Raw genomic sequence first — 14,125 nt, 5'->3', positions numbered from 1 at the left:
ACATCCGGAGGCACGACGACGGCGCCCGGCCCCCGAGCGGTCGGGGAACCGGGCGCCGTGGCGCGCATGGGTGATACCTGGCGGGGCGTCAGTGCATGTGGCTGCCCCCGTTGACGTCCAGGGTCACGCCGGTGAGGTACCCGGAGTCCTCGGAGGCCAGGAAGGTGATGGCCGCCGCCACCTCCTCCGTGGTCGCGGTGCGTCCCACGGGCACGTCGGCGGCGATGGCCGCCTCCTGTTCAGGGGTGCTGCCCACCCGGATGTTGGTGTCCACCGCGCCGGGGGTGACGGCGTTGACGGTCACCCCGGACGGGCCCAGTTCCCTGGCCAGGGCCTTGGTGAAGCCCAGGATCGCGGCCTTGGCGGCGGAGTAGGGAACCTTGCCGAAGACCCCACCGCCGCGCTGGGCCGACACCGAGGACATGTTCACCACCCGGCCCCACCCGTTCTCGATCATCTCCGGCAGGAAGGCCTTGGTGACCAGGTAGGTGCCGGTCGCGTTGACGTCCATGACCTTGTGCCACAGCTCGACGGTGGTCTCCAGGAACGGCACCGGGGAGGTGATGCCCGCGATGTTGACCACCGCTCCGACCGGCGGCAGGACTCCCGCCGCCGCCTGGGCCGCGACAGCCTCGCGGGCCGCGGTCACCGAGGCCTCGTCGGCCACGTCGACGGCGTGACCGAAGGCCGGCACGCCACAGTCCTTCGCGATGTCCCGGGCCACCTGGTCGGCCTTCGGCCCGTCCAGGTCGAGGATCACCACCGCCCAGCCCTCCCGGGCGAAGCGGCAGGCCGTGGTGAGTCCGATGCCCTTGTCCGAGGTGGCCCCGGTGATGACGGCTGTGCGCTGGATGGTGGACATGATGCTCCTTGGATGGATCTGAACGAATCTGGATAGGAAAGGGTCGGTGCTGCCGGGCGATAGCACCCGGGAAGGGGTCATAGCAGGGAGGAGATGAAGCGCGCGGCGTCGGCAGCGGCCTTGGGGCGCTGGTCGTGCGTCACGTCACGGGTCTCGAGTTCCAGGGCGAAGTGGCCGCGGTACCCGGCAGCGGTCAGGGCGTCCAGGCCGCCGGCGAAGTCCACCTCACCTCGGCCGATGCTCAGGTGGATGTCGCCGGTGTCCGCATCCCGGAGGTGCACGTGGGCGATCCGGTCGTGGAAGGTCTCGACGAACTCGACCGGATCAGCGCCGGAGGCCACGATGTGACTGAAGTCCATCACCACGCCCACGGGGGAATCGGCCAGGCGCGCGGTCAGTGCGCGGGCGCGGTCCAGGTTGCAGCACAGGCGGAAGAAGTGCAACGACTCGGTCCAGAGCTCGACACCGTGGCGGGCGGCCTCGTCGCCGGCGCGGATCAACTCCCCGGCGACCAGGTCGAGATCCTCCTCGAGGCTGCGGAACGGCTCATGGCTCAGGGCCCCGCAGGGCAGGACCAGGGCGCGGGCCCCGACCGCGGCGGTGAGCTGGAGGAGCCGCTGGAGATGCGCCATGCGGGCTCCCCGCTGGTCGTCATCCAGGACGGCGTTGAGGTCACCGATGTCGCCGTTCACCGAACGGACCCGCAGGCCCGCGTCCCGGATCGTACCGCTGATCTGGTTGACGGTTGCCTCGTCCAGGACGAAGGGGACGTGGTCACACACGCCGGGCAGGGCGCCCAGGTCGATCTCCTCGAAACCGGCTGCGCGGATGGTGGCCAGGGCATCTGGCAGTGCTTGATGTCGGAAACTGATGGAGGAACAACCCAGGCGGGGCGAGAACATCGACGGTGATCCTCAATGGTCGGCGGTGTGTGCCAGATCACCATAACAATGCTGACTGTTGACAGTCAACGACTGCATCGGCGTTCCGTGGTTCAGGACCTCGCGCCCTGTCCGCGAAGAAGGCCCGGGCGCCGGAAGCGCACTGCGAGGATCCCGTCCCGTGGTTTACGCTTCATCTGACCACCGCAGTCGATTTCACCTGGTCCTGGCACCGCAGGGCCGGCAGGGTCCCCTGGAGGTGGCCGTGGGTCGGGCCGTCGACGGCACTCGGGGAGCCGCGATCGAGTCGCCCGCCAGCGTCACCCTCCAGGCAGCCGGGGCCGGTCCGGACCAAGGGTGTCCGGGCCCTGGCGCGGAGCCCCCTGGCCTGCGGACGGGACACGCGACGCGTTCCCCGGAGCAGCGCCCCCCGCGGCGGACTCCGAGGGGGCAGTGCGCTCCCGGGCCGAATTTGTCACGATGCCGATTGAGGATAGATGAGACGCAGACGAATCCCGAGAACACTGCTCGCGATCGGGGCGCTGGGGATCGTCGCGCTCCTGACGGCGCTGATCCTGCTGGCCGGCGATCGGCCGGGCGGTTCCGGCATGCGGACCGAAGAGGTCGCACCCCAGGCGCAGGTGACCTCGGCCTACGGGCATCTGGAGGAGTTCCAGGCCCTGGCGGACGAGCACGGCGACCGCGCCGCCGGCACCTCGGGTCACGAGGCGGCGGCCGAGTACGTCGAAGGGCAGCTGGCCCGTGCGGGGTATGAGACCACCCGTCAGTACTTCACCGTCGAGACCTGGGACGAGGAGGAGATCGAGACGTTCACCATCCTCGCCGAGACGAAGGGCGGGAACGACGACAACGTGATCATGCTCGGAGCCCACCTGGACGGAGTCCCCGGCAGCCCGGCGATCAACGACAACGCCTCGGGTGCGGCGGCACTGCTGGAGGTCGCGCGCAGGCTGGCCCAGCAGGGATCCGTAGAGAACACGGTGCGCTTCGCGTGGTGGGGGGCCGAGGAATACCGGGGGTTCCCCGGATCCAGCCACTACGTGGAGCAGTTGGACGAGGACGATGAACTCGAGACCATCGCCGCATACCTGAACTTCGACATGGTCGCCTCACCCAACGCCGTGGTCGCCCTCTACGACGCACGCGACGACGATTCCCGGCTCAACGTCCCCGAGGGTTCGATGGACCTCATGGAGGTCTTCACCGACTACTTCGACTCCCGCGACCAACCGTGGATCACCACGAGCTGGAACTACGAGTCCGACCAGGTCGCCTTCGCCGAGACGGACATCCCCGTGGCGGGCCTGTTCTCCGGCAGCAACGAGAGGAAGTCGTCCCGGGAGGCCCGGCTCTTCGGCGGGGAGGGCGGTGCTCCCCGCGATCCGAATTACCACCAGCCCGGTGACGACCTCGACAACGTCGATCCGGACACGCTGGACCTCATGACCGACGCGATCACCCACGCCGCCACCCGCCTCGCCCAGGACGGCGGCACCCAGGGCTCCAGCGCCCTGGACTCCGGCGCCCAGGACTGAGCCGGACCCGAGGCGTCCCCGCCGGCGCCGGACCGGATCCCGGCCGGTGCCGCCGGCCGATGCCCGACGGGCGAGACCCTGGGGAAGAACAGGGTCGACAGGCTGTACGGAGTAAAGTCTCGAGGGCGCAACCGCCGTCCACCGTGTTCCGACCAGCTGAAGGGGCGTCATGTACACGCACTTGTTCAAGACGGTCCACCAGGCCTACTTCCAGGACCACGTCCAGGCCGTCCCCCGGGACCGCCTCGGAGCGATGGACCCCTCCGACGTCCGCGCCCTGATCCGGATCGTCGGTGAGGTGGTGCGGACCCAGATGCGCGAGCACGGACCGTCGACCCGGCGCGTGCGCACGGTCAACGCCGAGCTGGAGCGGGCCGAGTCCTCCCTGATCCTCATCGACGGGAAGGTCGTCGGGTCCCTCGACCAGGACGTCGCCGAGGACTACGGAAGGTTCACCAGCCGGTTGATGCACGAACTGGCGCCGGTGCTGAGCGGCACCGGGATGCACGTCATCAGCCCGGAGGGAGAGGACGTCAACGACGGCACCGGATGGAGTCACTTCCTCGGAATCGCCGCCTGGCGCAGCGTCGATGACACCAGGCTGGCGCCCTTCCTCGACACCGAGACCGCCCGGTGCTGCCACTGCCGGGTCCCGGGCGACGCCGACGCCTGGGCCTCCCCGGTCCACGTCGCCAATGAGGTGACTGCGGACCTGGCCGCGGTGCTGCGCCAGATGTGGGAGGAGGAACAGCTCCTCGCCACCCAGCCGCGCGAACCGGTGGAAGCGGTGGCGGTGCCGGAGGCCGAGGTGCCGCGTGGCCCGGTGGGCAGCGCGGGCGAACCCCTCCAGTACGTCAACGCCGCCATGATCGCCGCCGCGCTCAACGTCTCCCGGGCCGGCGTGCGGTACCTGTCGGGGTTCCCGGACCCCGCCGTCACCCTGGCCGGGCCGCGGGTCTCCCAGCAGGGCTGGGACCGTGCCGCGGTGGAACGCTGGGCCGAGGCGCACGGACGGACGGTCGACTGGCCGGACGCGCCGGAGCAGACCCCCGCGGACCTGCAGCCCGCCCTCTGGACGTTCTGACCGCGCACCCGGCGGCGTCCGTCCTCCTGGTCGCGTGTGCTCCCGGCCGCGTGCCCTCCCGCACGGTGTCCGGTCAGGTGTCCGGTCCGGGTTCCAGCGTGTCCCCCGGTGCGTCGGAGGAGCGCCGCGAACCGCGTCGGCCGGCGATCACCAGGTCACCGGCAGTGCGCGCAGTCCGAAGACCACGTGGGACGAGCGGAACTCGACCTCCTCGAACGGGACGGCCAGGGCCAGCCGCGGGAACCGACGCAGCAGGGCCGGGAACGCGATCCGCATCTCCATCCGGGCCAGCGGTGCCCCGATGCAGTGGTGCACGCCGTGTCCGAAGGCCAGGTGCCCCGGGGCGCCCCGGGTGATGTCCAGCCGGTCCGGGTCATCGACCAGGGCCGGATCGCGGTTGGCGGCGGGCAGTGCGCACACCACCAGTTCGCCCTCGGGGATGGTGTGGCCGGCGATCTCGACCTCGGTGGTCGTGGTCCGGGGGATGCCGGCATGCACGATGCTCAGCCACCGCAAGAGCTCCTCCACCGCCGGGCCGACCATCGCGGGGTCCTCGCGCACCAGCGCCAACTGCTCGGGGTGGCGCAGCAGAGCCAGGGACCCCAGCCCCAGCATGTTGGAGGTGGTCTCGTGGCCGGCGATCAGCAGCAGGCTGGCGAGGCCGACCAGCTCGTCCGTGCTCAACTCGTCAGCGTGCTCACGCACGAGCATGCCGAGCAGGTCCTCGCCCGGTGCGGCCTGGGCGCGGGCGACCAGCTGCGCCATGTACTCGCGACCCTCCCGGGAGAGCGCAAGGAGTTCCTCGGGCGGGGTGGAGATGTCCAGCTCCCGTTCGGTGCGGTGCTGGAACTCCGCGCGGTCCTCGAAGGGCACGCCGAGGAGCTCGCAGATCACCAGCGACGGAATGGGCAGGGCGAAACCGGCGACGAGGTCCGCCGGCGCTCCGGCCTCCTCCAGCGCGTCGAGGTGCTGTCCCACGATCTCGATGATCCGTGGCTCGAGCCGGCGCATGCGGCGTGCGGTGAACTCGGGAGTGAGCATGTGCCGCAACCGGGTGTGTTCCGGCGGGTCGTGGGCCAGCAGCTGACCGGCCTGCATCTGGGCCTGCTCCTCGGGGCTCAGGGGGCGGCCCCCCGGCAGCTCGAACGAACGCTGGTCGGCGTTGCTGAATTGGACGGGATCGGACAGCACGGCGCGGACGTCCTCGTACCGCGTGACCAGGTATCCGGAGATCCCCAGCCCCGTGTCGACCTTGCGCACGGCACCGTCGTCCCGGAGCCTGCCGAGGTCCTCGACCGGATCGAATTGTTCTCGCCGCATGTGCAGCGGCGTCACTGCCGGGGACTCAGCCATCCCGCGCCACCTTCTGCTCTGCCTGGCGCATACGCTACCCACCCCTGCGGCGGCCGAACAGGGTGCGGTGACCGGCAGATCGACCCCGTCCGTCAGCGGGGACCGGACTGGGACCGGGGCGGGCCCCCGGCCGTCACGGGCCCCGGCCATTCCGGGGCGAGCATCCCGTAGACGAGGGTGTCCGTCCACTCGTCCTTGATCAGCCAGTCCTGCCGCAGCAGCCCCTCGCGGCGGAAGCCCAGGCGCTCGCAGAGCCTGGCCGAGGCGGCGTTGCGGGCGTCCATCCGCACGCGCACCCGGTGCATGCCGTAGTGGCCGAAGGCCAGGTCCAGCACCGCGCGGGCGGCCTCGGTGGCCAGCCCGCGTCCACCGGCGTCCGGGTCGAACACCCAGCTGGCCTCTCCCAGGGACAGCGAGTCGTCCACGGCCCACAGCGTGATGTCCCCCACGACGGCGTCACCGCCTTCCGTGTCCCGCTCCACGGCCACCAGGCAGACCGCGAACCCGGCCGCGGTGATGTGTAACCGCCCCCGGCGCCGGCCGACCTCGTCGCGGGCCCTCGCCGCGTCCCACGGGCCGTCCAGCAGGTAGCGGGTGGTGTCCTCCCGTCCGTAATAGCGCAGCAGCCCGCCGGCGTCGGCGTCGCGGAGGTACCGCAGCTCGAGGCGCTCGGTGCGCAGCGGCACGGGGGGCGGCGGGGCCGGCGTCGGGCGCGCGGGTGTCACGGCCGGCTGCTCACGCGGGGCCGCGACCGGGTGCCCGGTCCCGGGCGGCACGGGGCGAGGGTGCTCACGGGCCGGTGGCGGCCCGGTCACCGGCGAGGGCGCGGGTGAGGTCCACGAGGCGGCGCAGGACCTTCTCGAGGGAGCGGTCGTGGTGGTCGGTGAGGGCCAGCTCGCCACCGGGGAAGTCCATGCGGCGGACCAGGTTCACGGAGTCGCCCACCACGTGCATGTTGTAGGCAGCGGTGGTGATCCGCCAGGCCTCGTTGGCCCGCACGCCGCCCAGGCCGCCGTAGGCCACGATCGCCAGGGTCTTGTCCATCCACTGCCTCGAGAGCAGGTCGTAGGCGTTCTTGAACGCACCCGGGATGTTCCGGTTGTACTCGGGGCTGATGAAGACGAACCCGTCGCACTCGGCCACGGCGTCGCGCCAGCGGTGCACCTCGGCCGGACCGTCCTCGGCCTGCGCCCAGTTCTCGTCGGTCATCACCGGCAGGTCGAAGTCCCGCAGGTCCAGGACCGTCCACTCGACGCCTCCCGGGACGGAGGAGGTGTCCAGGGCGCGGGCGCGGTCGGCCACCCAGGCCCCCACGGACGCGCCGAGACGTCCTGGGCGTACCGATCCGATGACGATGCCGATCCTCATGCCGGGTCCTCCTGCGTGACTGGGGCGGATGTGCTGGCGGTGGGGGGGTTCCAGTATCCAGACTAGGGGGTGTGGGTCCGGTGAGCGGTCCGGCCCGTCCGACGTCGAAAGGCACATCATGGAACCCATCCGGCAGCAGTGGGGCGGCACCGGTGCGCTGATCGACGACCCGGTCGGCACCATCATCCGCCCGCACCGGGACTGATCGCGGTGACCGTGGTCTCCGGCACCGGATCCGCGCGGAGCTCGCGACGGGCACCGGGGTGGTGGGCCGACGCGGGGCGGGTGGTGTTCCTGCTGGCCGCGCTGCTGTCCTTCACCGGCAACGGGCTGAGCTTCTACATCGGGTCCTGGAAGGACTCCGCCCTGCCGGTGCATGCCGGCTTCGCGGGTGGCTTCGCCGGCGGCTGGGAGCACGTGGTGAACCAGCCGACCTACTTCACCTTCCTGTCCAACTTCCTGGTCGGCCTCACCTCGCTGTTGCTGGCCATCCGGCCGCACCGGACGTCGGACCTCTTCCACGCTGCGCGGATCGCCGGGGTGGTGTGCATCGTCATCACCGGGGTGGTGTTCAACGTGCTGCTGCGGGATGCCGACCCGATGACCCGGGTGGAGCAGGTCAATGACACCATCCAGCACGTCATCACCCCCCTGCTCACGCCGCTGGTCTGGCTGCTGCTGGACCGGAGGGGGCAGGTGACGTGGCGGCGGATCGGCCTGGCGTCGCTGATCCCGCTGGCCTGGCTGGCGTTCACGCTGCTGCGTGGGCCGTGGCTGGACTGGTACCCCTACAGCATCATGGACGTGCCCCGGATGGGATATTCTGGTGTGTCTGTCTACCTGGCGGCCATCCTGGCGTTCTTCTTCGCGGTGGCGGCGCTGATGTGGGTACTGGACCGGCTGCTGATCACCGGGAAACGGAGGTAGGGCCCTGTGAGGATCGCCGTCCTGGCGCACATGCACTACGCGATCCGGCCGCCGTACGCCGGCGGCCTGGAGATGCACACGGACCTGACCGTGGACCACCTCGTCCGGCTCGGCCACGAGGTGACGGTCTTCGCCAAGGAGGGCACCCGCACGGCCGGCACCGTGGTGCCGCTGGTCGCGGAGGACTTCGATCCCACGGTACGCACGGAACAGGACGTGGTGCGCCGCCGCGCGGTCCTGGTCGCCGCCATGTCCGAGGCCTGCCGGCAGGTCCGCGACGGAGACTTCCACGTGGTGCTGAACAACTCGCTGTCCCCGGTGCCCCTGCTCGAGTTGCGCGAGGCCCCGATGGTCACCGTGCTGCACACCCCCGCCACGCTCACCGAGGTCCTCGCCGTCCTCGACGACCCCGCCTGGACACCCCCGCCGAACCATCGCTGGCTGTCCGTCTCGGCGGCCAACGCGCTGGCCTGGAACCACCGGCTGCCGCGGATCGCGGTGGTCGCCAACGGCATCGAGCACTCCCGGTGGCACAGCACCGTCCGGCCCGTGCCGGGACGGGCCGTCTGGTCCGGGCGGATCACGGGGGAGAAGGGCCTGCACCTGGCCATCGAGGCGGCCCGGATCGCCGGGCTCGAGCTGCACTTCGCCGGCCCGATCTCCGACCGGGACTACTACCGCGACGCCGTGGAGCCGTTGCTGGGCGAGGACACCGTCTACCGCGGGCACCTGGGCCACGGTCAGCTGCCGGACCTGCTGGCCTCCGGGGAGGTCTACCTCGCCAGCCCCCTGTGGGCCGAGCCGTTCGGCCTGGCCACGGTCGAGGCCATGGCGATGGGCACGCCGGTGGCCGCCTTCCTGACGGGTGCCCTCGGGGAGATCGTGGGTCCCCGGGCCGGGGACCTGGCCATGCACCACTCGGCGGAGGCGCTCGCGGACGCGGCCCGGGTGGCGCGTACCAGGGACCGGGGGCTCGTGCACCGCTGGTCCCGCCGGTTCAGCGCCGACCGGATGGTGGCGTCCTACCTCGGCTTCCTGCACGAGGCCGCCGAGCGTGCCGGCACCCTGCCGGCCCTCAGTCCCGGCTGGACCCCCTACGGGGACCAGCTGACCGCGCAGGTGCGGGACTCGATCGATGCCCCGCCGACCGGCCCCGACGACGACGGCTCGCCGGCCCTGCAGTCCGTCCAGACGGTGCAGTGAGCCCGGTCCCCGCATGAGCCCTGTCCCCGCATGAAACCGGTCTGCTCGTGAGCACCTCCCCGTCCCGCCCCCGGGTCCTCTACTACGCCCACGACCACGGCCTCGGCCACCTCCACCACGCCGCCCGCGCCGCCGGGACCGGGGCCTTCGACCTGACCGTGGCCACCTCCGCGGCCCGCGCCGCCGAGGTGCTGCCGGCCGCCACCGGGCTGCGGATGCTGCCCTCCGACGTCGTGCCCGGGCATCGCCAGCCGTCCGGATCCCGGCTGCACTACACCCCCACCGGTCCGGTCATCCGGGACCGGTTCGCCGCCCTGCTCGAGGCGGCCCGCACGGTGCGGCCGGACGTCGCGGTGGTGGACGTGTCCGTGGAGACCGCCCTGTTCCTGCGCCTGGCCGGCTACCCGGTGATCCACCGGCGCATGCACGGAGACCGGACGGACCCGGGCCACGAGCTCGTCTACGCCGAGTCAGACCACCTGATCGCGCACTACGGCGCCGGACTGGAGGAGCCGGGCTGGCGCCGGCGGTTCGGGGCGAAGACCACGTTCCTCGGTGCCCCGGACACCTCCGGCCGGCTCGGCCGGCGGGCCGGCCCGCGCGCCGGTGCCCCCTCGGCCGCCCGGACCACGAGGCCGGAGATCGCCGTGGTGACCGGCACCGGAGGCGGTGGGGTCCGGCTGGCCGACCTCGCGCGTGCCGCGGGCCAGGTGCCCGGCGCCCGTTGGCACGTCTACGGGCCGGTGCGCGGCGCGGACGGCGCCGTGCCGCCGAACATGGTGCTGCACGGCTGGACCGACGACGTCGCCGGCCGGATGCGCGCGGCGGACCTGGCGGTGGTCTCAGCCGGGTACAGCGCCGTGGCCGACGCGACGGGATCGGCCCGGCCCCTGGTGCTGGCCCCGGAGGAGCGCCCCTTCGACGAGCAGGACCACTTCGCCGCCGCCGCCCAGTCCGCGGCCGGGGTGCCCTGGTGCCGGTGGGGGGACGAGTCCGCGGACTGGGCCGGCGCCGTGGAGACGGCCCTGCAGGACCCGGCCTCGGCGGACCGGCTGGCGGCGGAGGTCCTCACGGAACCGGGGGAGTACCGGCACCGCTGGGAGGCCGCGGTGGGGCAGGTCCTCGGCTGACGCGCGCGGCCACGGGGGTGCGGCGGTCGGGAGCCCGCCACACCCCACCGGCGGCTAGCTGAGGGTGGCCGTGTCGATGACGAAGCGGTACCGCACGTCCGAGGCGAGGACACGGTCGTAGGCCTCGTTGACCTGGTCGGCGGAGATGACCTCGATCTCGGCGCCGATGCCGTGCTCGGCGCAGAAGTCGAGCATCTGCTGGGTCTCGGCGATGCCCCCGATCATCGATCCGGCGAAGGAACGCCGGCCGCCGATGAGCGCCCCCGCGTTCACCGGCAGCGGCTCGGCCGGGGCCCCGACGTTGACCATGGTCCCGCCCACGGTCAGCAGGCCCAGGTGGGCACTGACGTCGATCGGGGCGCTGACGGTGTTGATGATCAGGTCGAACGAACCGGCCAGATCCGTGAACGTCTCCTCGTCGCTGGTCGCGTGGTAGTGGTCCGCACCCAGGCGCAGCCCGTCCTCCTGCTTCCTGAGCGACTGGGACAGGACGGTGACCTCGGCGCCCATCGCGTGCGCGATCTTGACGGCCATGTGCCCGAGGCCGCCGAGCCCGACGACGGCGACCTTCTTGCCGGGACCAGCGCCCCAGCGGTGCAGGGGCGAGAACGTGGTGATCCCGGCACAGAGCAGTGGGGCCGCGACATCGAGATCGATGCCCTCCGGGATCCCCAGCACGAAGTCCTCGGTGACGACGATGTGGGAGGAGTATCCACCCTGGGTGATGGTCCCGTCGCGGTCGGTGACACCATAGGTGCCCACCATGCCGTCGAGGCAGTACTGCTCATCACCGGCCGTGCAGTTCGTGCACCGTCCGCAGGAATTGACCATGCAGCCCACCCCGACCCGGTCGCCGACGGCGTGCCTGGTCACCTCGGGTCCGACCTCCGTGACGATGCCGGCGATCTCGTGGCCCGGGACCAGGGGGTAGGACTGCGGTCCCCATTCGCCGCGCACCGTGTGGATGTCGGAATGGCAGATCCCGGCGTACTTGATCTCGATCAGCACGTCATGGGCACCGACGGCGCGGCGTTCGATGGTGGTGGGGACGAGGTCCGCGGCCGCGGCGGGGGCGGCGTACGCAAGGGCGGTGGTGGTCATGGGTTTCTCCTTGTGGGGTTCGTGTGGTGCCCGGGGGTGGCCAGGCGATGGTCTCGGCGGGTCGGCCGGGTGGGCAGGTGGAATCAGCGGACCCCGGGATCCGCGGACTGAGGGTCGTGGTGTCTAGCCCCTCCCGGGCTTCTTGAGGTCGTCGGCCAACGCGCGCGCCTCGTCCAGGAGCCGCTCGGCCCTGGACCGGTCACCGGCCTGGATGGCCTGCCAGTACTCGATCTTCACTCCGACGTACCGGCTCCGGAGGGCGACGGCTCGTGCCTCGGCCTCCAACCGCTCCCGCTGCGCCTGCAGCAAGGCGATCTGCTCGGGTGCCGCAGCCGGCCCGAGCCGGCCGTTGGCCAGGTAGCGGCGCATGTCCGCCACCGACATGCCCGTCGCACTCAGGCATGACACCCAGGTGAGCAGGTCCAGGTCCTCCTCGGTGTAGACGCGGTGCTTGCTGCTGGCACCCCGGCCGATCGGGGAGATCACTCCGATGGACTCGTAGTAGCGCAACGTGCTGGCCGGCAGTCCCGTCAGCGCCGCCGCTTCCCTGATCGAGTACGTGTGCCTGATGCCGGGTGCGCTCACCCCGTCAACGATAGGAACTTCAAGTGCTTGAAGACAAGGAGCCCGAGTCAGAAGGCCGCGGCCGGTTGCCGCGTTGCCTCGACCTCCGCGTCCGTGGGCGTCCGCAGCACGGCCAGTCGGTCGCCCTCGGGGTCCCAGTCGACCAGCCCGAGGTCGCGGAACTGTCCGAGCCAGCCCTCCATCGGCCAGCTGCCGTGGACCTGAAGGAACCGGCGGGCATTGACGAGGATGTCGGCGAAGTGGTGCAGCGGGGGCCGGTGGACGCCGTGGTGCTGGTGGAACACGGTGGCCCGGGAGGACCGCAGGGCCAGGCCGGCGTCGCGGGCGCGGAACGCGATGTCGGTGTCCTCGGCGCCGTAACCGCTGAAGGCCTCGTCGAAGCCGCCGAGCCGGTCGAGGTCCGCCGAGCGCACCGCCAGGACGAGTGTCCACACCAGGTGCCAGTCGTCCGTCGGTCCCTCGCCCAGGTGCGCCCGTGCCGGGTGGGACACGGAGAGCTCGCGCAACCGGTCGTCGTCGGGAAGCCCGGTGGCGGCGCCAGACTCCTGCACCCACTCGGGGACCAGGTAGCGCGGGGTGCCCATGACGAGCGTTCCCGGATGGGCCCGGACCGTCTCTGTCAGGGTTCCGACGGCGGCGGCGGACGGGATGCAGTCCACGTCCAGGAACACCAGGACCTCACCACCGGCCAACCGGGCCGCCCGGTTGCGGGCCGCGGCCAGCGGGAGCGTGCCGGGGGCGTCCACGTGCGAGGTCACCACCGGCAGGTCCGTGGCCGGCACCACGCCGTCGGGCTGGTTCATGAACACGACCACGACCTCGTCCGGGCGCGGGGTGGCGCGTTCCAGCCCGGCGATCACGCGGGCCAGGTGCTCGTCCCGGCCGCCGGTGATCACCAGGACGGAGGTGGTCGTCGTCGGGCCCGCCATCAGGCGCCCACGGTCTGCCGTGACCTGGCCGCGGCCAGGGCGCGGGCATAGAGGCGTTCGTGCTCGGCGGCCACCGCCTCGCGCTGGGCCCGCCGCGCCGATCGGTCGGCCGGCCGGATCGCGTCGCGGCGGTCGAGCAGGGCCAGCACGGCATCGGCCAGGGCGGCGGCATCGCCGGGGGCGAAGGTCTCGATCGCGGGGGAGGTGGCCTGGCCGGCGAAGCACCCGAGGTCCGGTACGGCCACCGGCACGCCGAGGTCCCGGCACATCTCCAGCCAGCCCGAGTGGGTGCCGAAGGCGTAGGGCAGCACGGTCACGTCCAGGGAGCGCAGGTCGGCGTGCAGTGCGTCGTCCCCGAGCCGGCCGTGCTCCCAGAGGTCGAAGCCGTACGCGGCGCACTCGGCCCGCAACCGCCCCAGAGCCTCGGCGTCCTGGGGGTCCTCGCGGACGTCCACGCGCACGCGGGCCGCCACCCCGCGCCCCCGCAGCCGGCGCACGGCCCCGGCCACACCGGGCAGGGCCGAGAAGGGATCGACGTTGGCCCGCAGGTCCTTGGCGTGCACCCCGATCACGATCTCCCGGTCCGCGGCCGCGGACCCGGGGCCGGCCCACCGGGCGCGTCGGCGTCCGGGGCGGTCGGCGGCCCGGGCGGGAATCCGGTCCAGGGGCACGATGTGCGGATGGGGCACCACGGTGGCCGCCCGGTCCCAGCGCGCCAGGATCTCCGCGGCCGCCGGACGGGTCAGCGTGAGGACCTCGTCGGCCGCCGGGATGAGGACGTCCAGCTGGGCCAGGTGCCGGGAGCGGTCGGTGAAGTGGGGGTTGTGCAGGTCGTGCACCGTGACCACCAGGGCGGAGCCGGCCGCGCGCAGCACGTAGACCACCTGCTGCAACTGCTCCGGGGTGTAGGAGTCGAAGCCGAAGTGCACGTGCAGGACGTCCGGCACGTTCTCGCGGAGCCAGTCGGCGTCCAGCGCGCGGGGCGGCCACCACTGGCCGGCCGGGGCTCCGGGGACGGGCGGGTCGGGACGGAGGGCGTAGACGGGCGGGCGGTCGGGCGGCAGCACGTGACGGCAGTAGGGGTGGTCGGACGGCACCATCTGCACCGTGTAGTGATCGCTGGGTGCCACCCGTCTCCTCTCGCGG

The 14,125-nt window shown here is 72.1% G+C and carries 14 protein-coding genes; 5 read left to right on the top strand and 9 right to left on the bottom strand.

Annotation, left to right across the window (positions count from 1 at the left end):
• Window positions 1–88 precede the first annotated feature (88 nt).
• Both PLJ28_RS00445 and PLJ28_RS00440 read right to left on the bottom strand, forming a co-directional pair.
• Complete coding sequence (locus tag PLJ28_RS00445; protein ID WP_298043451.1) at window positions 89–862, bottom strand: SDR family NAD(P)-dependent oxidoreductase; 774 nt, start codon at window positions 860–862, stop codon at window positions 89–91.
• A 77-nt stretch (window positions 863–939) separates the two neighbouring features.
• Window positions 940–1,764, bottom strand: a complete 825-nt coding sequence (locus PLJ28_RS00440; RefSeq protein WP_324589811.1) for a sugar phosphate isomerase/epimerase family protein — start codon at window positions 1,762–1,764, stop codon at window positions 940–942.
• A gap of 476 nt (window positions 1,765–2,240) precedes the next feature.
• Between PLJ28_RS00440 and PLJ28_RS00435 the strand changes: the two genes are divergently transcribed.
• Both PLJ28_RS00435 and PLJ28_RS00430 read left to right on the top strand, forming a co-directional pair.
• Window positions 2,241–3,299, top strand: coding sequence for a M20/M25/M40 family metallo-hydrolase (locus PLJ28_RS00435; protein WP_324589810.1), 1,059 nt, complete (start codon window positions 2,241–2,243; stop codon window positions 3,297–3,299).
• A gap of 169 nt (window positions 3,300–3,468) precedes the next feature.
• On the top strand, window positions 3,469–4,383 hold the full coding sequence (locus PLJ28_RS00430) for a hypothetical protein (RefSeq protein ID WP_298043456.1): 915 nt from the start codon (window positions 3,469–3,471) through the stop codon (window positions 4,381–4,383).
• Between the two features lie 147 nt (window positions 4,384–4,530).
• On the opposite strand, the gene PLJ28_RS00425 is transcribed toward PLJ28_RS00430, so the two are convergent.
• The 3 genes from PLJ28_RS00425 to PLJ28_RS00415 form a co-directional block, all read right to left on the bottom strand.
• Entirely contained in the window at window positions 4,531–5,736 is a 1,206-nt protein-coding gene (locus PLJ28_RS00425; RefSeq protein ID WP_183529771.1) for a cytochrome P450, read from the bottom strand.
• Between the two features lie 92 nt (window positions 5,737–5,828).
• Window positions 5,829–6,461 carry a GNAT family N-acetyltransferase gene (locus tag PLJ28_RS00420; RefSeq protein ID WP_298043459.1) on the bottom strand — a complete coding sequence of 211 codons (633 nt, stop codon included), beginning with the start codon at window positions 6,459–6,461 and terminating at the stop codon, window positions 5,829–5,831.
• A 64-nt stretch (window positions 6,462–6,525) separates the two neighbouring features.
• On the bottom strand, window positions 6,526–7,104 hold the full coding sequence (locus PLJ28_RS00415; protein WP_183529769.1) for an NADPH-dependent FMN reductase: 579 nt from the start codon (window positions 7,102–7,104) through the stop codon (window positions 6,526–6,528).
• A 210-nt stretch (window positions 7,105–7,314) separates the two neighbouring features.
• On the opposite strand from PLJ28_RS00415, the gene PLJ28_RS00410 reads away from it, so the two are divergent.
• The 3 genes from PLJ28_RS00410 to PLJ28_RS00400 are packed head-to-tail and all read left to right on the top strand — an operon-like array spanning window position 7,315 to window position 10,364.
• The gene (locus PLJ28_RS00410) at window positions 7,315–8,031 is read left to right on the top strand and encodes a Pr6Pr family membrane protein (protein WP_324589809.1); all 717 of its coding nucleotides are present in this window, start codon (window positions 7,315–7,317) and stop codon (window positions 8,029–8,031) included.
• A gap of 6 nt (window positions 8,032–8,037) precedes the next feature.
• A complete protein-coding gene (locus tag PLJ28_RS00405) occupies window positions 8,038–9,234 on the top strand; it encodes a glycosyltransferase (RefSeq protein ID WP_183529765.1) in 1,197 nt (398 codons plus the stop codon).
• A 47-nt stretch (window positions 9,235–9,281) separates the two neighbouring features.
• Window positions 9,282–10,364 carry a glycosyl transferase gene (locus tag PLJ28_RS00400; protein WP_324589808.1) on the top strand — a complete coding sequence of 361 codons (1,083 nt, stop codon included), beginning with the start codon at window positions 9,282–9,284 and terminating at the stop codon, window positions 10,362–10,364.
• Window positions 10,365–10,418: 54 nt separating this feature from the next.
• Here PLJ28_RS00400 and PLJ28_RS00395 read toward each other — a convergent pair whose 3' ends face one another.
• From PLJ28_RS00395 to PLJ28_RS00380, 4 genes are all read right to left on the bottom strand, one after another.
• Window positions 10,419–11,465 carry an NAD(P)-dependent alcohol dehydrogenase gene (locus PLJ28_RS00395; protein ID WP_324589807.1) on the bottom strand — a complete coding sequence of 349 codons (1,047 nt, stop codon included), beginning with the start codon at window positions 11,463–11,465 and terminating at the stop codon, window positions 10,419–10,421.
• Window positions 11,466–11,588: 123 nt separating this feature from the next.
• On the bottom strand, window positions 11,589–12,050 hold the full coding sequence (locus tag PLJ28_RS00390) for a MerR family transcriptional regulator (protein ID WP_183529759.1): 462 nt from the start codon (window positions 12,048–12,050) through the stop codon (window positions 11,589–11,591).
• Window positions 12,051–12,097: 47 nt separating this feature from the next.
• Complete coding sequence (locus PLJ28_RS00385; protein ID WP_255459758.1) at window positions 12,098–12,979, bottom strand: glycosyltransferase family 2 protein; 882 nt, start codon at window positions 12,977–12,979, stop codon at window positions 12,098–12,100.
• Window positions 12,979–14,109, bottom strand: a complete 1,131-nt coding sequence (locus PLJ28_RS00380) for a glycosyltransferase family protein (RefSeq protein ID WP_324589806.1) — start codon at window positions 14,107–14,109, stop codon at window positions 12,979–12,981. Before PLJ28_RS00380 ends, PLJ28_RS00385 begins: the two co-directional genes overlap by 1 nt.
• Window positions 14,110–14,125 lie beyond the last annotated feature (16 nt).

This window comes from Citricoccus sp. (assembly GCF_035445025.1).
Taxonomy (GTDB): Bacteria; Actinomycetota; Actinomycetes; order Actinomycetales; family Micrococcaceae; genus Citricoccus.
This window is presented reverse-complemented; position numbering and strand designations above follow the sequence as displayed.

Excerpts from the sequence above, each read along its gene's own strand:
- PLJ28_RS00440 (WP_324589811.1), bottom strand. The coding sequence starts at position 1,764 with ATGTTCTCGCCCCGCCTGGGTTGTTCCTCCATCAGTTTCCGACATCAA.
- PLJ28_RS00435 (WP_324589810.1), top strand. The coding sequence starts at position 2,241 with ATGAGACGCAGACGAATCCCGAGAACACTGCTCGCGATCGGGGCGCTG.
- PLJ28_RS00425 (WP_183529771.1), bottom strand. The coding sequence starts at position 5,736 with ATGGCTGAGTCCCCGGCAGTGACGCCGCTGCACATGCGGCGAGAACAA.
- PLJ28_RS00415 (WP_183529769.1), bottom strand. The coding sequence starts at position 7,104 with ATGAGGATCGGCATCGTCATCGGATCGGTACGCCCAGGACGTCTCGGC.
- PLJ28_RS00385 (WP_255459758.1), bottom strand. The coding sequence starts at position 12,979 with ATGGCGGGCCCGACGACGACCACCTCCGTCCTGGTGATCACCGGCGGC.
- PLJ28_RS00430 (WP_298043456.1), top strand. The coding sequence starts at position 3,469 with ATGTACACGCACTTGTTCAAGACGGTCCACCAGGCCTACTTCCAGGAC.
- PLJ28_RS00395 (WP_324589807.1), bottom strand. The coding sequence starts at position 11,465 with ATGACCACCACCGCCCTTGCGTACGCCGCCCCCGCCGCGGCCGCGGAC.
- PLJ28_RS00445 (WP_298043451.1), bottom strand. The coding sequence starts at position 862 with ATGTCCACCATCCAGCGCACAGCCGTCATCACCGGGGCCACCTCGGAC.